The organism is Ruegeria sp. F12, from assembly GCF_056533885.1.
In genome coordinates this window covers 309,389-332,497 of the sequence record NZ_JBQFOV010000004.1, presented here as the reverse complement: position 1 = coordinate 332,497, position 23,109 = coordinate 309,389, and the positions used below count along the sequence as shown (strand labels likewise).

At 58.6% G+C, this 23,109-nt stretch carries 26 protein-coding genes and 1 tRNA gene; 13 read left to right on the top strand and 14 right to left on the bottom strand.

Features of this window, described 5'->3' with window-relative positions; genetic code table 11:
* Positions 1-2 precede the first annotated feature (2 nt).
* The 6 genes from ACR0CA_RS08235 to ACR0CA_RS08210 form a co-directional block, all read right to left on the bottom strand.
* Positions 3-1,133, bottom strand: a complete 1,131-nt coding sequence (locus ACR0CA_RS08235) for a murein hydrolase activator EnvC family protein (RefSeq protein WP_480898225.1) — start codon at positions 1,131-1,133, stop codon at positions 3-5.
* A complete protein-coding gene (gpmI, locus tag ACR0CA_RS08230) occupies positions 1,130-2,647 on the bottom strand; it encodes a 2,3-bisphosphoglycerate-independent phosphoglycerate mutase (RefSeq protein WP_480898224.1) in 1,518 nt (505 codons plus the stop codon). The genes ACR0CA_RS08235 and gpmI overlap by 4 nt, the downstream gene beginning before the upstream one ends.
* Positions 2,648-2,736: 89 nt before the next feature.
* Positions 2,737-4,410, bottom strand: a complete 1,674-nt coding sequence (locus ACR0CA_RS08225) for a sulfatase-like hydrolase/transferase (protein ID WP_480898222.1) — start codon at positions 4,408-4,410, stop codon at positions 2,737-2,739.
* A 65-nt stretch (positions 4,411-4,475) separates the two neighbouring features.
* Entirely contained in the window at positions 4,476-4,718 is a 243-nt protein-coding gene (gene nqrM, locus ACR0CA_RS08220; protein WP_170356551.1) for a (Na+)-NQR maturation NqrM, read from the bottom strand.
* 12 nt (positions 4,719-4,730) lie between these two features.
* On the bottom strand, positions 4,731-5,756 hold the full coding sequence (locus tag ACR0CA_RS08215; RefSeq protein WP_480898219.1) for an FAD:protein FMN transferase: 1,026 nt from the start codon (positions 5,754-5,756) through the stop codon (positions 4,731-4,733).
* A gap of 66 nt (positions 5,757-5,822) precedes the next feature.
* Positions 5,823-6,008 carry a hypothetical protein gene (locus tag ACR0CA_RS08210; RefSeq protein WP_170773143.1) on the bottom strand — a complete coding sequence of 62 codons (186 nt, stop codon included), beginning with the start codon at positions 6,006-6,008 and terminating at the stop codon, positions 5,823-5,825.
* Between the two features lie 110 nt (positions 6,009-6,118).
* On the opposite strand from ACR0CA_RS08210, the gene ACR0CA_RS08205 reads away from it, so the two are divergent.
* From ACR0CA_RS08205 to tviB, 3 genes are all read left to right on the top strand, one after another.
* Positions 6,119-6,643, top strand: a complete 525-nt coding sequence (locus tag ACR0CA_RS08205) for a CBS domain-containing protein (RefSeq protein ID WP_480898217.1) — start codon at positions 6,119-6,121, stop codon at positions 6,641-6,643.
* A gap of 86 nt (positions 6,644-6,729) precedes the next feature.
* Positions 6,730-7,743 carry a GDP-mannose 4,6-dehydratase gene (locus tag ACR0CA_RS08200; RefSeq protein ID WP_480898215.1) on the top strand — a complete coding sequence of 338 codons (1,014 nt, stop codon included), beginning with the start codon at positions 6,730-6,732 and terminating at the stop codon, positions 7,741-7,743.
* A 5-nt stretch (positions 7,744-7,748) separates the two neighbouring features.
* Positions 7,749-9,032, top strand: a complete 1,284-nt coding sequence (tviB, locus tag ACR0CA_RS08195) for a Vi polysaccharide biosynthesis UDP-N-acetylglucosamine C-6 dehydrogenase TviB (protein WP_480898212.1) — start codon at positions 7,749-7,751, stop codon at positions 9,030-9,032.
* A gap of 36 nt (positions 9,033-9,068) precedes the next feature.
* Here the strand turns inward: tviB and nqrF are convergent, their stop codons facing one another.
* The 6 genes from nqrF to ACR0CA_RS08165 are packed head-to-tail and all read right to left on the bottom strand — an operon-like array spanning position 9,069 to position 14,929.
* Complete coding sequence (gene nqrF / locus ACR0CA_RS08190; RefSeq protein WP_170789852.1) at positions 9,069-10,292, bottom strand: NADH:ubiquinone reductase (Na(+)-transporting) subunit F; 1,224 nt, start codon at positions 10,290-10,292, stop codon at positions 9,069-9,071.
* Positions 10,293-10,302: 10 nt separating this feature from the next.
* Entirely contained in the window at positions 10,303-10,911 is a 609-nt protein-coding gene (gene nqrE / locus ACR0CA_RS08185; protein WP_050603817.1) for an NADH:ubiquinone reductase (Na(+)-transporting) subunit E, read from the bottom strand.
* Positions 10,911-11,564, bottom strand: a complete 654-nt coding sequence (locus tag ACR0CA_RS08180; protein WP_117873115.1) for an NADH:ubiquinone reductase (Na(+)-transporting) subunit D — start codon at positions 11,562-11,564, stop codon at positions 10,911-10,913. The genes nqrE and ACR0CA_RS08180 overlap by 1 nt, the downstream gene beginning before the upstream one ends.
* On the bottom strand, positions 11,564-12,379 hold the full coding sequence (locus ACR0CA_RS08175) for a Na(+)-translocating NADH-quinone reductase subunit C (protein WP_480551114.1): 816 nt from the start codon (positions 12,377-12,379) through the stop codon (positions 11,564-11,566). Before ACR0CA_RS08175 ends, ACR0CA_RS08180 begins: the two co-directional genes overlap by 1 nt.
* On the bottom strand, positions 12,372-13,580 hold the full coding sequence (locus ACR0CA_RS08170) for an NADH:ubiquinone reductase (Na(+)-transporting) subunit B (RefSeq protein ID WP_170356560.1): 1,209 nt from the start codon (positions 13,578-13,580) through the stop codon (positions 12,372-12,374). The genes ACR0CA_RS08175 and ACR0CA_RS08170 overlap by 8 nt, the downstream gene beginning before the upstream one ends.
* A 5-nt stretch (positions 13,581-13,585) precedes the next feature.
* The gene (locus ACR0CA_RS08165) at positions 13,586-14,929 is read right to left on the bottom strand and encodes a Na(+)-translocating NADH-quinone reductase subunit A (RefSeq protein WP_480898210.1); all 1,344 of its coding nucleotides are present in this window, start codon (positions 14,927-14,929) and stop codon (positions 13,586-13,588) included.
* A gap of 288 nt (positions 14,930-15,217) precedes the next feature.
* Here ACR0CA_RS08165 and ACR0CA_RS08160 point away from each other — a divergent pair, with 288 nt between their 5' ends.
* From ACR0CA_RS08160 to ACR0CA_RS08125, 8 genes are all read left to right on the top strand, one after another.
* Entirely contained in the window at positions 15,218-16,333 is a 1,116-nt protein-coding gene (locus ACR0CA_RS08160) for a THUMP domain-containing class I SAM-dependent RNA methyltransferase (RefSeq protein WP_480898208.1), read from the top strand.
* Positions 16,334-16,421: 88 nt separating this feature from the next.
* Positions 16,422-16,498 (top strand) — tRNA-Pro (locus tag ACR0CA_RS08155).
* A 222-nt stretch (positions 16,499-16,720) separates the two neighbouring features.
* Positions 16,721-17,497: a helix-turn-helix domain-containing protein gene (locus tag ACR0CA_RS08150; RefSeq protein ID WP_480898206.1), complete on the top strand. Its 777-nt coding sequence runs from the start codon at positions 16,721-16,723 to the stop codon at positions 17,495-17,497.
* A gap of 19 nt (positions 17,498-17,516) precedes the next feature.
* Positions 17,517-17,945: a plasmid mobilization protein gene (locus tag ACR0CA_RS08145; protein ID WP_480898205.1), complete on the top strand. Its 429-nt coding sequence runs from the start codon at positions 17,517-17,519 to the stop codon at positions 17,943-17,945.
* On the top strand, positions 17,939-19,501 hold the full coding sequence (locus ACR0CA_RS08140; protein WP_170789858.1) for a relaxase family protein: 1,563 nt from the start codon (positions 17,939-17,941) through the stop codon (positions 19,499-19,501). Before ACR0CA_RS08145 ends, ACR0CA_RS08140 begins: the two co-directional genes overlap by 7 nt.
* Positions 19,485-19,811 (top strand): hypothetical protein, encoded by a 327-nt coding sequence (locus ACR0CA_RS08135; protein ID WP_480591108.1) that lies wholly within the window; start codon positions 19,485-19,487, stop codon positions 19,809-19,811. The genes ACR0CA_RS08140 and ACR0CA_RS08135 overlap by 17 nt, the downstream gene beginning before the upstream one ends.
* 192 nt (positions 19,812-20,003) lie before the next feature.
* A complete protein-coding gene (locus ACR0CA_RS08130) occupies positions 20,004-20,465 on the top strand; it encodes a helix-turn-helix domain-containing protein (protein ID WP_170759965.1) in 462 nt (153 codons plus the stop codon).
* Positions 20,462-21,085, top strand: coding sequence for a mobile mystery protein B (locus ACR0CA_RS08125; protein WP_311201794.1), 624 nt, complete (start codon positions 20,462-20,464; stop codon positions 21,083-21,085). The genes ACR0CA_RS08130 and ACR0CA_RS08125 overlap by 4 nt, the downstream gene beginning before the upstream one ends.
* A 216-nt stretch (positions 21,086-21,301) precedes the next feature.
* Here ACR0CA_RS08125 and ACR0CA_RS08120 read toward each other — a convergent pair whose 3' ends face one another.
* Both ACR0CA_RS08120 and ACR0CA_RS08115 read right to left on the bottom strand, forming a co-directional pair.
* A complete protein-coding gene (locus tag ACR0CA_RS08120) occupies positions 21,302-21,520 on the bottom strand; it encodes a GDCCVxC domain-containing (seleno)protein (protein WP_237217120.1) in 219 nt (72 codons plus the stop codon).
* A 4-nt stretch (positions 21,521-21,524) separates the two neighbouring features.
* On the bottom strand, positions 21,525-21,848 hold the full coding sequence (locus ACR0CA_RS08115; RefSeq protein ID WP_170499188.1) for a hypothetical protein: 324 nt from the start codon (positions 21,846-21,848) through the stop codon (positions 21,525-21,527).
* A gap of 98 nt (positions 21,849-21,946) precedes the next feature.
* Here ACR0CA_RS08115 and ACR0CA_RS08110 point away from each other — a divergent pair, with 98 nt between their 5' ends.
* Entirely contained in the window at positions 21,947-22,336 is a 390-nt protein-coding gene (locus ACR0CA_RS08110) for a MerR family transcriptional regulator (protein WP_170499190.1), read from the top strand.
* A gap of 500 nt (positions 22,337-22,836) precedes the next feature.
* Positions 22,837-23,043, top strand: a complete 207-nt coding sequence (locus tag ACR0CA_RS08105; protein WP_170430361.1) for a cold-shock protein — start codon at positions 22,837-22,839, stop codon at positions 23,041-23,043.
* Positions 23,044-23,109: the final 66 nt, after the last annotated feature.

The window sequence follows — 23,109 nt, the reverse complement described above, 5'->3', positions numbered from 1 at the left end:
GGTTATCCATCCTTGTCGGTCCGAAACCACGATTCCGGGTCCACGGGGCTGTTTTCTTGTCTTACCTCTATATAGAGCGTTTCTGAGCGGTCAGTTCCAGTGCCATCACTGCTTGTTGACAAAATAGCGCCGATTTCCGGCGTTTCACCTGGCATCAACCCAACGGGTGAGCCTTGCGGGATCACCTGACCCGTCTCTCCATACACCTCTTGCAAGCCGGAAAAGACGAACAAAAGACCCGGTTGCGGCTCCAATATCACCAGATTGCCCAAATCCAGCAGCGGCCCGCGATAGCGGATCGTCGCGGCCGTGGGCGATGTAACAATCGCGCGGGGCCGGGTGCCCATCACAATGCCGGGGCGTGTCACGCCTGCGGCATCGGTCTCGCCCGCGCGATGCAGGATGATCCCTTGCGTTGGCAGGTCGATCTGACCCTTGCGGTCGGATACATCGGCATTGGTAGCGGCAATTTCACCCTCGGAAATCTCAGACAGACCGCTTGCGAAGCCTTCCAAAGTCTCGGTCGAAGAAATCAGGATGGCGGTACGAATAGGGTCTTCGACAAAGCGGCGCGGCAGGTCTGTACGGTCGGCAATCGCGGCGCTTAGTTGGGTTCGGGCAGATTGCACACCCACCAACCCTTCGGTCAGGGTTTCAGTCGCACTTTGCTGCAATTGGCGCAGCGTCTGAACCTCTCGCAGGTCACTGGCCAGCGCCTGAGCGCGGGCGTTCAGGCCCGGCGTGACCTCGGACAACATCATGCCCGCCCTCGCGGATCCCAACGGGCCCGACGGGTGCAGCATCAAAACCGGCGGCGCTGTGGTCTCGATCGTTTGCAACACACCCAACAGTTGCGCCACATCCTTTTCCCGCGCGTGCAATTCGGCGGTCAGCTTCGCCTCGCGCGTAGCGGCCTTGCGCAAGCCTTCGCGCATCGCCGTCAACCCGGCCTCATAAGCCTGCACCGTGGTGGTCAACGCCCGCACCCGATCCCGCGCGCTGTCGGCTTCGGTCAGCGCGATCGAGGCCGCCTCGAGCTGGCGCGCCGCGTTCAGCGCCGCAGTGGACGGGTCCGTCTGCGCGTAAAGCGGGGCTGCCAGAAGGGCTGCGAGCAGAACAGGAAGCGCCCTCATGACAGCAAGCTGCGCCCGGTCATTTCCTGAGGCTGCTCCAGTCCCATCAGGTCCAACAGTGTCGGTGCCAGATCCGACAGCCGCCCCTCGCGCAGCGTAGCGCCCTCGGGTCCGCCGACCAAAGCCACGGGCACCGGGTTCAGCGTATGCGCTGTATGCGGCCCACCGGTTTCAGGGTCGACCATCACCTCGCAGTTGCCGTGATCCGCCGTCACGATCATCGCGCCCCCTGCTTTGGTCAGCGCAGAAACGACCTGTGCCAAGCCCTGATCCACCGCCTCGCACGCCTTGATGGCTGCTTGAAGGTCGCCGGTATGGCCGACCATATCGGGGTTGGCATAGTTGGTGACGATCAGGTCATAGCCCTCTTCAATCGCCTCAACGAATTTGGCCGTCACCTCGGCCGACGACATCTCGGGCTGCAAATCATAGGTCGCCACTTTTGGCGATTTGGGCATATAGCGGTCTTCGCCCACCTCGGGGGTTTCCTTGCCACCGTTGAGGAAGAAGGTGACATGGGGGTATTTCTCGGTCTCAGCCAAACGGAACTGACGCAGACCTTGTTTGGCCACCCATTCACCGAGGGTGTTCACGATGTCTCGCTTGGGGAATACAGTGGTCATATAGGCGTTGTGGCCGTCTGAGTATTCCACCATTCCCAGCAAAGCCGACAGATGCGGACGCGGCCCGGTGTCGAAATCGGCAAAACCCGGCTCGCCAATCGCGCGCAGGATTTCGCGGGCGCGGTCGGCGCGGAAGTTCAGACAGAAGAACCCGTCGCCATCCGTCACCCCATCGAACCCGTCCAGCACCGTGGGCACGATGAATTCATCGGTTTCCGACTGGTTGTAAGCGTGGTCGATGGCCCCATGCGCCGTGCTAGCCGCCCGCCCCTGCCCGTTGATCATGGCAGCATAGGCCTGACTGACCCTTTCCCACCGATTGTCGCGGTCCATGGCATAGTAGCGCCCGCTGACGGTGACGATCTGCGCGCCTTCGGGTAGTCGCTCTTCCAGTTCGGCGACAAAGGGCGCGGCCGATTTCGGCGCAACGTCCCGCCCATCCGTCACCGCGTGCAACGCCACCGGCACGCCCGCATCCGTGATCGCCTTGGCCGCCGCGACGATGTGGTTCAGGTGCCCATGCACGCCGCCATCCGAGACCAGACCCATCAGATGCGCCGTGCCGCCCGCCGCCTTCACCTTGGCGATGAAGGCCTGCAACGCCTGATTTTCGAAAAATGACCCATCCTCGATCGCCAGATCAATCTGCCCAAGATCCATAGCCACCACGCGGCCTGCGCCAATATTGGTATGGCCGACCTCGGAATTGCCCATCTGGCCGCTGGGAAGACCCACGTCTGGCCCGTGTGTGATCAGTTGCGCGTGCGGCCCTCGCGCCATGATCGCGTCAAATGTCGGGGTCTGCGCCAGATAGGGGGCGTTGGCCTCGGTGTCCTCGGACAAACCCCAACCATCAAGAATGCACAGGACGACAGGTTTGGGGGCGGTCATTCGGACTCTCCGGGATTGCTGCTCTTGCCTGACCTTTTACCCCTTGGCCGACGCCGGGTGAACCGCCTTTTGGCGTAGACGCGGCGAATTTAATCCTTGCCGACAATCTCCCGATACGGGCGCGCTTTGCGGCCTCGGTATTTCACCGTCAACTCCAACGGCATGTCGTTTTCGTCGTAGATGCCGACAACAACCCCCCGGCCCCGGCTTTTGGTCCGCATCTCGATCAGTTGCGCCTCGGACCGCGTGGTGCGCTGAGATTGCCTGCGGGTCCACGTAAACAGATGCTCATACATCTGCGCGATGACGTCGGCGTGGTCGGCGCTGTCGCCCAGATCGGTCAATTCCTGTGGATCGTTTTCCAGATCAAACAGCAAAGGACGATGGCCACCCTCGCAATGGATCAGCTTCCACTTCCTGTCGGCGACCATGAACATCACCGCGTCGCGGACCGAGGCATTCAGTTTCTCCGCTAGCGGCGAGGCCGAATAATCATATTCGCAAATCACCACATCCCGCGGAGTTTCCGCCTGTGTCCCATACAGGATCGGCAACAGGGAATGCCCTTCGAGGATATGCGAGGCATCTGCGCCACCGGCCACGTTCAGAAAGGTCGGGGCAAGATCGATGGATTCCACCAACGCATCACAGGCCGTGCCGCGCGTGGCGTCAGCGGCGGACGATGGATCATAGATGATCAGCGGCACTTTGGTCGAGGCATCGTGGAAGAACGTCTTCTCCCCCATCCAGTGATCGCCCAGAAAATCGCCGTGATCCGAGGTCAGCACGATCATCGTGTCCTCCATCCGGCCGGTTTTTTCCATCCAGTCGAACAGGTGGCCCATCTGGTCATCCGCCTGTTTGATCAAACCCATATAGGCGGGGATCACCGCCTCGCGCACATCCTGCCGCGAGAATGTCTGGCCGATCTTTGTGTCCATGAAAGCGCGCAGAACGGGATGCGCGTTGTCACGCTCAGCCTCGGACCGGTTTACCGGCAGCACGTCATCGGGGCCGTACATCGAGGCATAGGGCTCGGGCACGATATAAGGCCAATGGGGCTTGATGAAGCTCAGATGGCAACACCAGGGGCCGTCATGAGTATCCATGAACTCGATCCCGCGCCCGGTCAGGTATGGGGTTTCGCTGTCTTCCTCGGCGATATTTGCCGCCTCGGTCGAATGCTTCAGGAACCAGCCAGACAGTACGTTGCCATCTGCGTCCAGACCAGAATTGGCAAAATCGTGCCACGGGTTGTCACTCTCATACCCTTTGGCAGTGAGGTACTTGTTGTACTCTTTCGCACCGTCCGGATCGTAATAACCATCCGGTCCCTCGGGCAGCATCCCGTCATCGCGTTCGAACACGTCAAAACCGCATTCGGCCACACGGGCCCCAATCAGGCTGTCAGGCTCCAGACCCAGTCGGGCCATCCCCTCGGCATCCGCGCGCATATGAGTTTTGCCGACCAGCCAGCACTCCATTCCGGCCCTGCGCAGGTGATCGCCCATCGTCATCTCCCCAACCTTCAGCGGGATGCCGTTCCAGGATGCGCCGTGCGAATGCACATAGCGCCCCGTATAGGTCGACATGCGAGAGCTGCCGCAAATGGGTGATTGGATATAAGCCCTGTCAAATCGCACACCCCGCGCCGCCAACCGGTCGATATTCGGAGTATGCAGATGCGGATGGCCGTAGCAGCTCAGATAATCCCAGCGCAGCTGGTCGAACATGATGAACAGGATGTTTTTGGCTTTTGCCACGGATACGCCCCTTTGATCGTCCGGGGCTTAGGCTAACCAATTCGGCGTCAGCGGCGAAGCGGAATTTACACCTGCGCTTCGCGTTCCATCTGTTCCAGCATCTTCTTGGCGCGCTTGCACTGCAACTGATCACGCAGCGGGCTGTTCGGGTCGACATCTTTCTGACAGACGACGCATTTATCCGCACCCGAGATCGCGTTCAGACCGCCACAGCTGCCCTTGATGGTCTTGCCCATCAGCATCACGCCCAGCGACATGCCGACCATCACAAGAGCCAGCAGTATGAAAGCCAGAATAAAGGTGCTCATGATCCGTATCCGTCAGTTGCTGCCCAAGGCGTCTTTGAACGCGCTGCTATGGACCGTGATATAGGCATCTTCGCCTCCTGTCACATCCCGCGAGATGAAATACACGGCAAGTTTATGCTTTTCGGCCAGTTCCAGCCCTTTTTCCTGCCCCAGCGCCAACATGGCCGTGGCCCAGGCATCGGCCATCATCGCGTTTTCCGCCAGCACCGTGACCGAGGTGGTCCGATGCGTGATCGGGCGGCCTGTCACCGGGTCGATAATATGCGAATAGCGCACGCCGTCCTGTTCGAAGAAGTTCTTGTAATCGCCCGAGGTCGCCATCCCCAGATCGTCAAGCTGAACGATCAACTGAATGGCCTGCACGCCAGTTTCAGGTTTTTCGATCCCGATCCGCCAGGCCTCGTCCTTGTCATTCTGACCCATAGTGACCAGATCGCCGCCGATCTCGACCATGTAGTTCTCGATCCCAGCTTCGCGCAGCGTTTCGGCCACCGCATCAATGCCATAGCCTTTGGCGATGGCCGACAAGTTGATGCCTACATCCGCATCCGATTTGGCCAACGTCCCGGCCTCGCGGTCCAGCGTCAACAGGCGGGACTGACCGACGCTGTCCAGCGCGGCCTGAATTTCGGCATCCGATGGCACAGGATCTTCGGGTTTGCGCGGGCCAAAGCCCCACAGCTCAATCAGCGGGCCAAGGGTGACGTCAAACGTGCCGCCCGTTTTCTCGTGCACGTCATTTGCCGCATCAATCACCAACGCAAATTCGTCAGATACGGCCACGGCATCGGTGCTGTCCGACGCAGAAAAGGTGGACACCTCGGAATTCGGATCCCAGTTGGACATCTTGGCGTTGACCTCGGCCAGCGTCTGATCGACTGCACCTGCCAGCGCCTCTTCGTCCAGGTCCACGCCGATGGCGGTGATGTTGAAAGTCGTCCCCATGGTTTCGCCAGACAGGCGCACGACCTCTGGTTCTTTGTCGAACAAACAGCCAGACACCAGCGCGGCAACAGCCAAAACGGGGACAAGACGCATCACGGCACCCTCTTAGGAAAACGTGCCCGGCATATGCCAGCGCCTCGGATCAGAGTCAAACCTGCGTCAGAGTTTCAGCGGCATGAAGCCCAAAACCAGCAGGCCAATTCCGGCAGGCACCCCAAACAGCCACGCCTTTTTCTGCCACCCCGGCGCTTGTTGTTTCCATGCCATGCGAAAATTGTGCCCGCATACAACCACGGCGAAAAAGATCAGCGCTGCAACAGGCGGGGTCAGAGAAAGGTCGGACAAAAGTTCGGATATCCTTGGTTTTCGGCAGTTTTCCACGGAACGGGCAATTGCACCCTATACAGGTCGTTTGGCTGCGCTAAGGTAAATAACAAAGCAGAAGGAGAATGCCCATGGCCCCAAGCTCTTACCAGCCACCGACCCGCGGCGACAAGGCCGCGACCAGCACGCGCAGCCAGTCGGCCGATTCGAACCTTTCACACTCGCAGACGACCGTGGCGAAACTGCTTGAGGGCAAGGGAAATGCGGTGTTCTCGGTGCGTCCAAACGACACGATTCACTCGGTGGTGAACACGCTGAAGGAAAAGAAAATCGGGGCGGTTCTGGTGACAGACCAAAACGGCGCACTGCAAGGCATTCTGTCGGAACGCGATATCGTGCGCCGCATGGCCGACACCCCCGGTCAGACGCTTCCCCAATCGGTCGAGGACCTGATGACGCGTGAGGTCAAAACCTGCGCACCTGATGACCCGCTGAACGACGTTCTGAAAACCATGACCGAGGGGCGGTTCCGCCATATGCCGGTTCTCGCCGACGGTGCCCTGCGCGGCGTGATCACCATTGGTGACGTCGTTCATTTCCGCCTGAAAGAGCTGGAATACGAAGCCCTCCGCATGAAACAGATGATCGTCGGCTGACACTCTAAAGTGCGAAAACCGCTTGACCTCGGGCCGGTGACAGTATCCCTGATGCAGCATCAAACGGCGATGAAACAGGGGGTTGCATGAAACGGGTTCTTGTCACCGGAACGGCCGGGTTCATCGGGTTCCATCTGGCCAAGCTTTTGCTGGCCGAAGGCTTTCGTGTGCACGGCTATGACGGGATGACCGACTATTACGACGTCACCCTCAAACAGCGCCGCCATCAGATGCTGCTGCAAAATCCGGGCTTTTCCGCAACCGAGGACTTGCTGGAAAATCACGACCGCCTGAAACAGATCGCCGATGACTTCAAGCCCGAGGTCATCGTTCACCTCGCCGCACAAGCCGGGGTTCGCTACAGCCTGGAAGACCCGCGCAGCTATATCAACTCGAACGTCGTGGGCACATTCAATGTCATGGAGATTGCCCGCGAACATGAAGTTGCGCATCTGCTGATGGCATCGACCTCATCCGTTTACGGTGCGAACGAAGAGATGCCGTTTACCGAGGTCGAAAAGGCCGACACCCCTCTGACGATCTACGCAGCCACGAAGAAAGCAAATGAGGCGATGGGCCATTCCTACGCTCATCTGTGGAACCTGCCGACGACGATGTTCCGCTTTTTCACTGTTTACGGCAGTTGGGGGCGTCCCGATCTGGCGCTCTACAAATTTGTGGACGCCATTCTGGATGACCGACCGATCGACATCTACAACAACGGCGACATGTACCGCGACTTCACCTATGTCGAGGATCTGGTGCGGGGTATCCGCCTGCTGATCGACGTGCCGCCCGTGCGCCCGGACAGCGCGGATCAGATTGCCGAGGGCGACAGCCTGTCTCCGGCAGCGCCGTGGCGGGTGGTGAATATCGGCAATGGAGACAAGGTGCGGCTGATGGACTTCATCGAGGCCATTGAGGATGCCTTGGGCAAAAAGGCTATCCGAAACTACATGCCTATGCAGATGGGCGATGTGCCTGCGACATGGGCCGATAATGATCTGCTGCAATCCCTGACAGGGTACCGCCCGCAAACCGATTTCAAAGAGGGCATTGCCCGGTTCGTCGCGTGGTTCCGCGACTATCATGGAAAATGACGGCGATGTTTGAAACAGACCCCAACGCCCGCAAGATCGCCGTGATCGGACTGGGCTATGTCGGCCTGCCGCTGGCAGTGGCCTTCGGCAAAATAGGCCCTGTGATTGGCTTTGACATCAACACAGCCCGGATAACCGCCCTGCGCGCCGGTCAGGACGCAACCCATGAGGTCGAGCCCGAGGACCTGCGCGCCGCAACCGGCCTGTCCTTCACCACCGATGCGGCAGAAATCGCCGGATGCGACACCTATATCGTCACTGTCCCCACCCCGATCACGGCAGGCAAGCAGCCTGACTTAACACCGCTGCTCAGCGCGTCTGAAACCGTTGGACGCGTGCTGAAACCCGGTGATCTGGTTATCTACGAATCCACCGTATACCCCGGCGCGACCGAGGAAGACTGTGTGCCAGTGTTGGAACGCGCCTCGGGCCTGGTGTTCAACCGCGATTTCTTTGCAGGCTACAGCCCCGAGCGGATCAACCCCGGCGACAAGACCCATCGGATCGCGGATATCTGCAAGGTTACGTCCGGCTCGACCCCTGAGGTGGCCGATCTGGTGGATGCGCTTTACGCGCGGATCATCACGGTAGGCACCCACAAGGCGGAAAGCATCCGTGTGGCCGAGGCCGCAAAGGTGATCGAGAACACCCAGCGCGACCTGAACATCGCGCTGGTGAATGAGCTGGCGATGATCTTTGGCCGGATGGATATCGACACCGATGCAGTTCTGCGCGCCGCGGGGACCAAGTGGAACTTTCTACCCTTCCGCCCCGGTCTGGTGGGCGGGCATTGTATCGGCGTCGACCCCTATTACCTGACCCACAAGGCCGAGGCCGTGGGCCATCACCCTCAGATCATTCTCGCCGGGCGTCGGTTGAATGACAGTATGGGCGGCTATGTGGTTTCGCAACTGGTCAAGCGGATGATGCGCGACGGGATCAATGTGGCCGCCGCCCGCGTGCTGGTGATGGGTCTGACCTTCAAGGAAAACTGCCCCGACCTGCGCAACACGCGCGTTGTCGATATCATTGACGAGTTGCAAGACTATGGCGTCACAGTCGATGTCCACGACCCCCATGCGGATGCAGTTGCCGCGCAGAAGGAATACGGGATTTCATTGACTTCGCAGCCTGAAACCGGTGCCTATGACGGTATCGTTCTGGCAGTTGCGCATCAGGAATTTCTGGCGCTCGCCCCAGCCGAGATACGCGCCTTTGGCAAGGATCAAAGCGTGTTGTTCGACGTCAAATCCTGTCTGTCGCCAGAGGCCAGCGACCTCCGGTTGTAAAAAAACCGGCGCTGTGCTGCGCCGGTTTATCCTGTCTTATCCGCCGAAATCGTCCAGCATGATGTCTTCGCGGTCCACGCCCAAGTCCAGCAGCATGTTGATGACCGACTGGTTCATGATCGGCGGTCCACACATGTAGAACTCGCAATCCTCGGGCGCGGGGTGGTTCTTGAGGTATTCCTCGAACAGAACGTTGTGGATGAAGCCGGTATAGCCTTTCCAATCGTCCTCGGGCTGCGCATCCGACAGGGCGACATGCCATTCGAAATTGTCGAACTCTTCGGCCAGTTGGTCGAAATCCTCGACAAAGAACATCTCTTTCTTCGACCGCGCGCCGTACCAGAAGCTGATCTTGCGATCGCGGTTTTCCAGACGCTTGAGCTGATCGAAGATGTGGCTGCGCATAGGGGCCATGCCCGCACCACCACCGATAAAGACCATCTCTTTCTGCGTGTCGCGGGCAAAAAACTCACCAAACGGACCCGAAATCGTGACTTTGTCACCCGGTTTCAGGTTGAAGATATACGACGACATCTGACCCGGGGGGATACCATCCGAACCCGGAGGCGGCGAAGCCACTCGGACGTTCAGCATGATCATGCCTTTTTCGTCCGGATAGTTGGCCATGGAATAAGCCCGCTCAATCGGTTCGGCCACGACGGATTCGTATTGCCACAGATTGAACTTGTCCCAATCTTCGCGATATTCCTCTTCCACGTCGAAATCGGTGTATTTCAACGCGTGCGCGGGGGCCTCGATCTGGATATAGCCACCGGCGCGGAAGTTCACGTCCTCGCCTTCCGGCAGGTCCAGGGTCAGGGCCTTGATGAAGGTCGCCACGTTTTCATTCGAGCGAACGGTGCATTCCCATTTCTTGACGCCAAAGACCTCTTCGGGGACTTCGATGTCCATGTCCTGCTTGACCGCGACCTGACAGGACAGACGGTCACCGCACGAAGCCTCACGCTTGGTGATATGGCTTTCCTCGGTTGGCAGGATCGAGCCACCGCCCGAATGCACCCTCACCCGGCATTGCGCGCAGGTACCGCCGCCGCCACAGGCGGAGGGGACGAACAGTTTCTCGGCCGCCAGCGTTTGCAGCAGTTTGCCACCTGCTGGGACCGAGATGGTTTTCTCACCGTTGATGGTGATGTTCACGTTCCCGGTCGACACCAGCTTGGACCGCGCAGCCATGATGATGGCCACCAGCCCCAACACGATCAGAGTAAAAAGAACGACGCCTAAGCTAAAAGTTTCCATGCGCCCCTCCTTACAGTTTCACGCCTGAGAAGGACATGAAGGCCATCGCCATCAGACCCGCGGTGATGAAGGTGATCCCAAGCCCTTGCAGGCCGTCGGGGATATCCGAATATTTCAGCTTTTCGCGCACACCCGCCATCGCGGTGATGGCCAGCGCCCAGCCAAAGCCCGATGACAGACCGTAGGTCGCGGCCTCGGCAAAGTTATAGTCGCGTTCGACCATGAACAGCGAACCACCCAGAATGGCGCAGTTCACCGTGATCAGCGGCAAGAAAATCCCCAGCGCGTTGTAGAGCGGCGGGAAATACTTATCCAAAACCATCTCAAGGATCTGAACCATCGCCGCAATCACACCGATATACGAGATCAGGCCAAGGAAGGTCAGGTCCACATCCGGGAAACCCGCCCAGGCCAACGCCCCCGGTTTCAGCAGGTAGTTCAGCAACAGGTTGTTCGCGGGCACGGTGATGGCCTGCACAACCATGACCGAGATGCCCAGACCCAGCGCGGTCGAAATCTTCTTGGACACGGCAATGAAGGTACACATGCCAAGAAAGAAGCTGAGCGCAAGGTTTTCGACAAAGATGGCCTTTACGGCCAGTGAAATCAGACCTTCCATCAGTGGGCCTCTACCTGCTGAATTTTATATTCACGCTCTTCCACCTGGTTCGGCTTCCATGTGCGGAAGGCCCAGATGATCAGACCGATGATGAAGAACGCTGACGGAGGTAGCAGCAGCATCCCGTTGGGCACGTACCAGCCACCGTTGTTGACGGTCTCCAGAATGGTAATGCCAAACAGCGACCCGGCCCCGAACAGCTCGCGGATGAAGCCCACCAGCAGCAGGATCAGGCCGTAGCCCATACCGTTGCCCATGCCGTCGATGAACGACGCGACGGGCGGGTTCTTCATCGCAAACGCCTCGGCCCGGCCCATCACGATACAGTTGGTGATGATCAGGCCGACAAAAACCGACAGGGTTTTCGAGATCTCAAACGCATAGGCCTTAAGGATCTGGTCCACCAGGATCACCAGCGAGGCGATGATCACCATCTGCACGATGATCCGGATCGAGCCGGGAATCTGGTTGCGCAGGCACGAGATAAAGAAGGACGAGAACGAGGTCACGAAGATCACCGCCAGCGCCATCACCATCGAGACCTGCAGTGACGAGGTCACCGCCAGCGCCGAACAGATGCCCAGCACCTGCAGAGTGATCGGGTTATTGTCGACAAGCGGGTCGACCAGCATCTCTTTCTTAGTCTGAGACATCAGAATTCTCCTGCTTGCAGTTTGGCCAGAAACGGAGCGTAACCCGCATCTCCCATCCAGAACCGTACAAGGTTATCGACACCTACCGAGGTCAGCGTCGCCCCGGCCAGCGCGTCGACATAGAAGTCGGGGCCAGCGGCGGGCTGCGATTTGGCGACGGTGATCTGAAGCTCACCCGCGTCATCACGCAGACGTTTTCCATTCCACAGTGCCTTCCAGCGTGGGTTGTCCACCTCGGCCCCAAGGCCCGGCGTCTCACCATGCTGATAGAATTGCAGGCCGAAGATATCGTTGCCGTTGTTCTCCAGTGCGATAAAGCCATAGAGCGTGGACCACAGGCCATAGCCATGCAGCGGTAGGATCACCTTGTCCAACTCGCCCGCATCGTCGCGCAACAGGTAGATCACGCGATACTTAGACTGACGCCCAATACCTGCCGGGTCATTGTCCAGCGCAACGCTCAGGTCGGGATCGCTGGCCGCAGCGATGTCATCAAACGTGGCAGCGTCGAACTGATCGTCGACGAAAGCGCCCGTCGACAGTTCAAGTACATGCGGTTCGAACGCAGCGAACGCTTCGGAGACATCGACGCCCGGCTCATAGACACCGGCGACTTGCAGAACGTTGACCTGCTTGTCCTTCAGCGCGTTGGCTTCTTGCACCGGGCGCAGGCTGACCGCTGCGGCGGATACGACCATCGAGGCCACAAGGCAGACAGCGACCGCGACGATTATCGTTTTACCGACAGAATCCGGCGAGGCGGCCAGAAATTTTGCAATCGCGCCCTTTGGTTCTTGGGACTGCGTATCAGACATGGCGACGCGCCCTCCGTTTGATGTTGGCTTGCACGACGAAATAGTCGATCAGCGGCGCAAAGACGTTTCCGAAGAGGATAGCCAGCATCATGCCTTCGGGGAAAGCAGGGTTAATGACGCGGATCATCACAACCATGACACCGATCAGCGCACCGTAGATATAGCGGCCCATGTTAGTGTGGCTGGCGGAAACCGGCTCGGTGACCATGAAAGCCAGACCAAAGGCGTAGCCGCCCAGAACGATGTGCCAGTACCAAGGCATCGCAAACATCGGGTTGGTGTCCGACCCGATCAGGTTCAGCAACAGGCTAAAGCCGATGGTCCCCGCCAAACAGCCCAGGATCAGGCGGTAGTTGGCAATTTTCGTTGTCAGCAGGAAGGCCAGGCCGATCATACAGGCCAGGGTCGATGTCTCGCCAAAACTGCCCTGAATGGTGCCGAAAAACGCATTGGCCCAAGTGATACCGTCGGCCGCCAGCGCCTGAACGCCCTCGGCTGCGGTGATCCCCAACGCGGTCGCGCCCGAGAACCCATCCACAGGAGTCCAGACCGAGTCCCCCGACATTTGCGCGGGATAAGCGAAATACAAGAACGCCCGCCCCACCAATGCCGGGTTGAGGAAGTTCTTGCCGGTGCCGCCAAATACTTCTTTGCCGATGACAACGCCAAAGATGATGCCCAAAGCGACCTGCCACAGCGGTGTCGATGCCGGCAGGATCAGCGTGTAGAGCATCGATGTGACAAGAAAGCCCTCGTTCACCTCATGCCCGCGCACGGTGGCAAAGATGACCTCGAAAATACCACCCGCGACCAGCGTCGTGATGTAGATCGGCAGGAAATAAAGTAACCCGTGCAACACATTGGCAAACAGGCTGGACGGATCCAGCGAGATGCCGAACATCTGCAGCAAAGCAATACGCCAACCGGTCGCGGCATCCGGACCAAGCGTCGCAATGGCCGAGTTCGCCTGATAGCCCGTATTCCACATCCCCCACAGGATACAGGGGATCGTGGCGATCACGACATAGGTCATGATCCGCTTCATATCCACGTAGGACCGCGCATGCGGGGCCACGGTGGTTACGGTTTTCGGAGTGTAGATAAAGCTTTCGACCATCTCGTAGATGGGGAAATACTTCTCGTACTTGCCGCCCTTGGTAAAGTTCGGCTCAATCCGATCGAAGAAGCTGCGCAAACCCATGTGGATCAGCCCTCCTTTTCAATCTTGGTCAGGCAGTCGCGCAGCGCCAGCCCGTATTCATATTTTGCCGGACAGGCAAAGCCCACAAGGCCCAAATCCTCTTCATCCAGCTCCAACGCACCCAACGCCTGCGCCGTGTCCGTGTCCATGACAAGCAATGCGCGCAGCAGTTGCGTTGGCAAATAGTCCTGCGGCATCAGCTCTTCGAACACGCCCGTCGGCACCATCGCACGACGGCCGCCGTTCAGGTTAGAAGTGAACGCATACAGCTTTTTCGCAAAGGCCGAGCCCAACACGGGCTGTACGGCGAATTTCGACGGCATCGGAAGAATCCAACCCATCGTGTGTTGATCGTGATCTTCACGGATGATCGAAACCTGCCGCGCAAAGCGGCCCAGATAAGCGGTCGGGCCTTCAGCCTGTGCACCTGACAGGATCGAACCCGAGATAATCCGGGGCGTCCCGTCCACATCGACCTCGTCACGGGTCAGATCGTCGGTCGATGCGCCCATGACCGTGCGGATCAAGCGCGGCTGACGCGCGCCCGGACCGGTCAGAGCGATCACGATATTGGGGTCCAGATGGCCGGTCTGCATCAGGCGACCAATGGCGATGACGTCCTGATACCCGATGGTCCAGACCTGCTTGTCCCCTGCCAGCGGCTCGAGGAAATGGATATGCGTCCCCGCCAGCCCCGACGGGTGCGGCCCTGCGAATGCGGCGGCTTCAATTCCTGGCACATCGGCGCCCGGTACCGAGTCACCCTCTTTGTGGCACAGATAGGTCTTGCCTTCGGTCAGGTTCGCGATCGCCGCCAGACCCGCAGCGAAACCATCCCCTGCGTCAGCGATGATCACGGCTGCATCACCCGCCAGAGGCTCACTGTCCATCGCCGTCACGAAAATCGCTGCAGGTGTGGTGCCGGGTGTCGGCATTTTGGAATAGGGCCGCGTTCGGAAGGCCGTCCAAAGACCCGCAGCACACAGCTTGGCCGTCACGCCCTCGGCGCTGTCGGCATTCCCGGTGCCCGAGAAATCAACCCCGGTGTCATTGGGGTCTGACACCTCGATCACGACGCTTTGCAGCACGCGCCGAGCACCGCGATTGACTGCGACGACCTTGCCGGTCAATGGCGCTACCATCATCGCATCGGGCGCGTCTTTGTGACTAAACAGGGGCGTGCCGCGCTGGACGTCGTCACCCTCTTGTACCAGCATCTTGGGTTTCAGGCCAATATAGTCGCCGCCCAGAACCCCGACGGTCGAAAACTCGGGTCCAGGATGAATCGTCTGATCCGGCGCACCCAGCACCGGCAGCTCGAACCCTTTTTTCAGTTTGAAAGTTTGCATGTCGCTACGGTCTTCCAAGCCTCTTTGTCTGCGCCAACTCTGCCGACGTCCTTTCGGAATCCTGCAATAGCACGGTTTTTCGGGATCTCCGTCGCAAAAGCGCCGAAAACGGTCCAAAATCCGCAGGCATATTTTCGATCATGGACCCTTTACGCGGGGATGGTCATAAACGCAAACCTGTTACCGCTCAAAGCCGCAAGTAATTGTCACATTCCTATCACGTTGCGCAGTTTCGATGCGTGGAAAATGCATGTCGCACCCGGATCGCATCCGGTGTAAGCACCCAAAATGGAACACAGCGACAAATTCGAGATATTTCTGGTGGCCACGCCCGGCCTCGAGGCCCCCTTGCTGGCCGAGACTGTCGAAAACGGATTCGAAAACGCCAGAATCGTACCCGGTGGTGTCAGCCTGCGCGGCGGATGGACCGATGTCTGGCGCGCCAATCTGTGTCTGCGGGGTGCCAACAAGGTCTTGCTGCGCATGGGTAGCTTTCCTGCCGTTCACCTGGCCCAGCTCGACAAACGTGCCCGCAAGTTTCCATGGTCAGATTTTCTGCGCCCCGATGTGCCGGTCAAAGTCGAGGCGACCAGCCGCAAATCCCGTATCTACCATGCAGGCGCCGCAAAGCAGCGGATCGAGCACGCAATTACCGAAACTCTCGGCGCGCCAATCTCGGGCGATGCCACCCTGCGGGTCCTGCTACGCATTGAAAAGGATATCTGCACTTTTTCAGTCGATACATCCGGCGAGCCGCTGCACAAACGCGGCCACAAACCGGTAGTTGCCAAAGCCCCAATGCGCGAGACCATGGCCGCCATGTTCCTGCGCGAGTGCGGATACACCGGATCCGAACCGGTCCTGGACCCGATGTGTGGCTCCGGCACCTTCGTCATCGAAGCCGCCGAGATCGCCTTGGGGCTGAACCCCGGTCGCGGCCGCAGCTTTGCCTTCGAAGACCTTGCCGGGTTCGACCCTGCCGCTTGGGGCGATCTACGCGCCAACGGGGATATGTCCGAAACCGATCTTGTTTTCTCGGGCTCCGACCGCAATTCGGGCGCGGTTGAAGCCGCCCAAGCCAATGCGACGCAGGCCGGAGTGAGTGAGGTCACAAAGTTCCAAACCCGCGCCGTCAGCGACATCAAGCCCCCACCCGGCGACGCCGGTCTTGTCATCGTCAACCCGCCCTATGGTGCACGAATCGGTGATGAAAAACGCCTGCGCTCTCTCTACGGGGCGTTGGGCAAGGTGCTTGCCTCTCGATTCAGCGGCTGGCGCGCGGGGATCGTGACCAGCAATGCGGGGCTTGCCCGCGCAACTCGCCTGCCTTTGCTGCCGCCCGGACCGGTGGTTGACCACGGCGGCACCAAAATCCGCCTCTACCGCACGGACGCCCTGCCCTGACACCAATCGCGACAATGAGCGCAGGGTTTGAACTCGCAAAATCCCTCTTGCACATCCAAATTGCCGGGTATAGACCCGCCGCCACGGTCGGAGTGTAGCTCAGCCTGGTAGAGCACTGTCTTCGGGAGGCAGGGGTCGGAGGTTCGAATCCTCTCACTCCGACCAATAAATCCAGGTACTTAGTCGGTTTTGTCATTACCCTTGTTAAGGCTCGGTCCGGATTTGATCCGGATTATGCGGCTTTTGAGGCGGGTTTCGGTGAGTCCAGCCCCCTCAGAAATCGAAAGGCCGCTGACTGGGCTGGCACCCGCGTCAACGGCCAAATCGAAAAGTTTGCACAGAATGGATACCAGATCGCGGGCGTGATCGCAATCGCGGGAGGGGCCGATGTCTGAGCTTCTGCCCTTCTGCAAGATCAAGCTGCAATACTTGCTGGAGATGGTCACCGACCACGAACTGGACGACAACGCCCTGCGCGTGGCGCTCTATCTGGCACTGGCACATGCCAATCATGAGACCGGCGAGAGCCGCCCGTCTTTCGAGACCATCGGCGCGGCAATCGGCAAGCACGCCAAGTCGGTCAAGCGAGCGCTGAACAAAGTCGAGGCGGCGGGTTACATGACCATCGAGCGCGGGACCAACAAGGGGAACGCGTCCCGTTATCGCCCGACCGACGCGGCTCTGAAACGAGCCACGGATCGCCGCCGGGAGCGGGACAAGGTTGTCCCGCTTAGCCGCACCAAAGGGGGACAATCCTGTCCACAAAGCGGGACAGACCTGTCCGGGAAAGGGGGACAGGATCGCCCCCCGAACAGAGAACAAGAACTTAGAATAGAACGAGGGCACGCGTCCGCGCCGGATTTGCTCGATGAAGGGCAATCCGGCGGAACACGCTCAAAACGAGCCCCGGATGGCCAGCACCTGGTCTTCGTCTCGAGGGGCATCTGCTTTGTCCGGGACTGGAACGAGAGGCTGGCCAGGGAGGGTATGACCACGCTGGAACGCAGCGTTCCCCTGTCCCCGCATGAACATCACCTGGGATTCTGGCTTCCAGCGAGAACACCGGCCCCGTTGGGCAGCGCTGAGTGGCAGGACCAGCTCCAATTGCTCAGAGATTTGATCCGCGAGACGTCAGAAAACGCGGAGCACCGCCATGCGGTCTGAGCAAACAGCAAGGCGACCCATGTTATACGCTGGCGCGGATGACATGGGACCTTGCGAGGGGCGGCAAGCCTCCCCTTCGAACCCCACCGGCGCGAGCAAGCCCCGCGCGAAGGAGCCGCTGACAGAGACCTTCGTCTTCCGTTGCACGGCGACCGAGAAGGCCGAGCTGCGCGCCAGAGCCGAGGCCGCTGGCCTGCCCGCCGCGACGCTCCTGCGGGAGGCACTTGGCCTGACCGAGGCCCGCCGTCGCAAGCCCGTGCCGCGCGTCGATCCGGCGCTGGTGCTGGCCGTGGGGCGTATCGGCGGCAACCTCAACCAGATCGCGCGTTGGCTGAACCGGGCGATGCTGGTGGGTCGCACCGACCTCGACAGCCTGGCGGTTGCTCGCCGCCTGTTGGTGATCGAACGCCAGCTTGCCCAGCTCCTCGACGAGGCGCGGCGGTGCTGATCAAGTTCTTTCCCAACGGCAAGGGCGCGGGCGCCGGGCCGGTCGGCTACCTCGTGGCTGAGCGCGTGCTGGCCTACGATGGCAACCGTGACCTGATCCGCGATGCAGACGGCCAGCCGCTGACGGTGACGCGCGATCCCTTGCCCGAGGTGCTGCGTGGCGATCCCAGCCGCACCGAGGCCCTGATCGATGCGAGCCGTCACCAGTGGACCTATCGTGCAGGCGTGATCAGCTTTGCCGCCGAGGATGCTCCCAGCGAGGCGCGGCAGGCCGAGGTAATGGACGCCTTTGAGCAACTAGCCTTCGCCGGGCTGGACGGCGAGCAGTATGACATGCTCTGGGTCCGTCACAGCCACGAAGACCGCGTCGAGCTGCATTTCTGCACCCCGCGTCTGGAGCTGACCACCGGGCGCAGCCTTAACATCGCGCCACCGGGCTACCAGGACGCCTATGACAGCCTGCGCGACCTGATGAACCAGCGCCACGGCTGGGCCGATCCAATGGAACTGGAGCGCACCCAAGAAGTGCGTGACACCATCGAAGCTCCGAACCGCGCCCAAGGCCGCGACGAACTGCATGCGTGGATCCTCGATCAGATTTCCATGGGTCTGATCGAGGATCGCGCAAGCATGATCGAGGCGCTTACCGACGCGGGCTTCGACCTACCTCGTGCGGGCAAATCCTATCTGACCGCCCAAGACCCCGCGTCCGGCGAACGCTGGCGCCTTAAAGGAGAGATTTTTCATGAAGACTGGCAAGCCGACGCGGCTGAGCGAGAAACTGAACGCGGAGCTGGACACGATACGCCAAGACTACGCCGCCTCGATGGCATCCCAGCTGGAGAGCTTCAGAACCGATTTGACAGCCATTGTGAGCGACGCGCGGCGTACCATCGAGAGCGATACGCGTCACTTCCTGAACGAGAGCAGGAGCTTGTTCGAGACACGGACCGAGCAGATCAGGCGCTGGCTGACGATCTCTCCTTGGGTGATCTCAGGGCTGATCGTGACGGGGATCGCCTCGATGATGGCCGCGAGCTGGTTTTGGATGGTTCTGCTGACACGTTCGGAGCTGGCGGAACTGGGCCTGACGCGGATCGACCAAGGGGAACAGACCTGGCTGACGCTGGACCCCGACCAGACCGAGCTGAAGACCTGCACGATGGCTGGGAGGCCGGTCATTTGCATCAAGATCGAGGAGAGATGAATGACAACGCCCCTGACAGCCTTGGAACGCGACTTGCTCGCCTGCGTCGAGCGGTTGGTGACGGCCTGCGAAACCTCAGCCAAAGAATTGAGCGGATTAGAGGCACGCTCAACGAAGAGGCTGCAAGCCCAATTGGATGGTATCGCGGCCTGCACGACGTTGCTCATACGCTCGCAGATCGCGTCAATGAGGGCGTTGCGTGGCTTGCTGAACGAAGAGGCCACTTACAACGCGCTGGACACGAAGTTGAACGAGAGCTTGAGCTTAGTGAAGGCCGCCGAAGAGAAGCTGAAGCAGAGCTGAACGAATTGCAGATCGAACGAGGCCGCAGCCATGGTCTGGAACTTTAGCGAAGAAGGGAAACCAATGAGTTTTGCACACGACCACTTCACCATGAGCTATCATCAAGCCCGCGAATACGGCATCGACTATCGCGGTTTTGAAAAGGTGGCTTGCCTTCCAGAAGGGGTTCCGCTTATTGCCGTAGCGGGTGTCTGGGGCGACTACCAGAACATCCGCTGCTTGTTTGTGGACGTTGCTGGAAATGGCTACATGCGAAATATTCGTTGGTGGGGCGATAAAGGCTATCCGATCAAGGAGTTGGGTATCAATGCGAAGGAAATTGCCGTTGGACAGCAATTTCTCCTCGCGGAAACTTAGTGATTTCTGCTCGGCCTTCCCAGCACATCAATGAGTTTGAGTGTTTCCGATTACGAAAACTTTTGGTAATTCTGCAATGCTATGGCATGGCAAAATCAAATTACTTGGCATATTGTAGTATTGCAAATCGTGTTATAATGACATACTAAAGTATTACAATAGACGTAAATATGCAAAACCATAGGTTGGCAGATGTCCGTATCAAGCGCAAAACAGCGGCAAGCCGAAGGCAAGATAAACCAGGCTAGTCAAGTGGCTCAGGTCTTCGCCAAGCCACTTGGAGGTTGGATCGCAACCTTCCAGGAAGCCATTGGCATGAGCGCACCAACGCTAGCCGAACGGCTAAGCGTATCCAGGAACAGCGTTTACAGCTCTATCCAAAAGGAAAAAGCTGGAACAATCTCCCTTAACCAGCTGGACAAGATGGCTGAGGCGATGGGCGGTAAACTGGTCTACGCGATCATTCCGCGCAAAGGAGCGGTCGAGGAGATCGTCATGGCGCAGGCTCGCAAGAAGGCCAAACGCATCATACAACGCACCCGCGCGCACATGGCCTTGGAAGAGCAGATCGAAGGCTTGCGCAGCCAGGAAGAGATGATTGAAGAGCTTGCGAAGGAAATCGCACGTGAGAAGCCGCGGGATTTCTGGAAGTGACCTTGGAACTGCACGAACCCACCGGCGCAACACCACTGACACCGGACGAGTTGCTTGGCCTTAAGGCCAAGCACATCACCACGCGCGGCGAGCTGAATGAGCTGGAGGGTGAAAACATTATCGAAGGGCTTACCTGGCTAGATCGGCGGCCCAAGTCATTTGAAGTTATGACCGACGATGCAGCACGAGAGGTCCACAAGCGATTGTTCGGCCAAGTCTGGGATTGGGCAGGCGTCTACCGCTTGACCGAGAAGAACATCGGCGTGCCGGTCTGGCACATCTCGACCGAGATGCGCACCTGCCTCGACGATGCCCGATACTGGTGCGACAACGGCACCTACGAGCCGCTGGAAGCCACCGCGCGCTTCCACCACAAACTGGTATGGGTTCACCCCTTCGCCAACGGTAACGGACGCTGGGCTCGGATCATGGCGGATGCCTACCTAACCACGATTGATCCGGACATATTCCTCGACTGGTCAGGCAGTGGGACACTGACTGCGGACGGTGACCACCGCACACGTTACATCGCGGCACTACGGGCTGCTGATGGGTTTGATTTTGAGCCATTGATTGAGTTTGTGGGGTCGCTTAAGGCTGGGGGCGATATAGTACGCTAGCGCCGGAACGGCCATTCATGGTGTGCGCAGAGAAGGTCAGTTGCGAGCCCAACCTGTACCCTGGATTTTATTGCTGCATGCGCTTGTAGCAGTAACAACATTGCAACTGCCGAATATCTTGTGCGGCCAAGCAGCGGAAAGAACTGTCATTCATGCAAATAGCAGCGATGCTCGCGGCGGCAGTTCACAGTTTGCTCAACAAAGCCGTCCTTCACTTCATCCGCAACAGCTATCGCCTAGCTGAATTGGTGGACACGGGACCGTGGCATATGAACAGTAAACACAACAGTCGCCTTCCAACGGCTTCAAAACTGTTTTGCACGACTTGCATTCATAGAACCACTGGCAAGCATCCGTTGGCATTTGCTCGGTTTCGCTGTGGCCGCACTTCGGGCAAATCAGGGTGCTTTCTAGGACTACAGTTTGTTTTGTCATAGTCTCACATCTGCATGATCAGGTAATCGTTAATCCGTGCCTCGTTAAACACAACGACCCAAGCCACGCCGGTGATTAGAGTTGTTCCTGCAAGCCGCCATTTTAACGTCGGTAAGGAACCGCGCCGATAAGATACCAGCCACGATATCGCGACGAGCGCCGTTGAAATCGTCAGCACATAGTAACTCGCTGCCGCAACCTTCCCAAAGATTGCCAACCAACTGCCGCCCAGCCCCAGTAACATCATCATCATGGGCAAAACGCAGCAAGTCGCGACGCCAAGCGCTGATAGCGATCCCAAATAGCTGAGGCTAAGGTACTTCTGCATTCTGTTTCCCTGATGGACTACGTCGCGCGGAGTTGTAGAGACAACAACCTCTCGTATAACTTCTGTAGCCACTACAGGATCAAGACAGGAAATCTCACATGTTTGCGATTGGGGAGGCATCCCGGCAAAGCGGTGTCGGAATTGAAACTATCCGCTACTATGAACGCGAAGGGATCGTGCCGAAACCAGAAAGGGCATCGAATAATCGACGCATGTACTCTGCGCACGATGTGGGACGGCTTTGTTTTCTAAGGAAGTGCCGAGACTTGGGTTTTGCGCTTGCCGATGCAAAGGTGCTTCTCAACCTGTCCGAAGGTGATAGCGAGGATTGCCAATCCGTTAAGGAACTGGCCGAGCTTCATATCTCCAATGTGCGTATGAAGATAATCGAACTTAAGCGATTGGAGGCCGCCCTGAATGAACTTACGGCCAACTGTAACATCGGTAACGTTTCTTGCCCGATGCTTACGCAGATACGGACCTACTAATGGCACTTTGAGGCTCGCAGTCGCCCTATGCCAACGCAGCATGACCCAAGATTCGGGCCGCGCAGAATCTACCGTTCGTTAGAGAGGTCAACTCGTTGATTTAGTAATGTTTCAATCAATGAACATTTGTGCCTGGCCGCGGTGTTCTTGAAGCACGCGGCGATTTCGGACAGTGAGCCCTACCTGCCGTGCCTGAGCAATCAATTTGCTGCATACGCATTCGGCAGGTTTTATCAGAAGCCGACCTCTGATTTCCGAAACGCAGAGCAATGCGTTCTGCCTATCTTTGTCCCAAATTGGGCTAGGCAGACTCAGATCTTCTGTTGCTTTCCATTGTATCAAGGCTTGTATCGTGTGTACTCAAAGTCCATATACACAAGGCTTACGTTTTTCTTTTTCGACCTGCTGTCTCCCAAACTCGGCGTTCAGTCTTTCGATTCAGACCGACCACGCCGAGTCGCCGCAATGATGCGGGCGGCAAGTATTAGGAGACTTCCACCATGGCAAATGGCACAGTAAAATGGTTCAACTCGACCAAAGGTTTTGGCTTTATCGAGCCTGAAGATGGTAAGCGCGATGTGTTCGTGCATATCTCAGCACTTGAACGTTCCGGCATCAGCGAATTGAAAGACGGCCAGAAGGTCACTTTTGACGTCGAAGCTGGCCGTGACGGACGCGACAGCGCCGCCAATCTGGCACTGGCCTGACCTTTTACGGGCACCCTTATGGGGTGCTCGTTTGCACAACGGGCTGCTAAAAGCCCTTGGAGAACA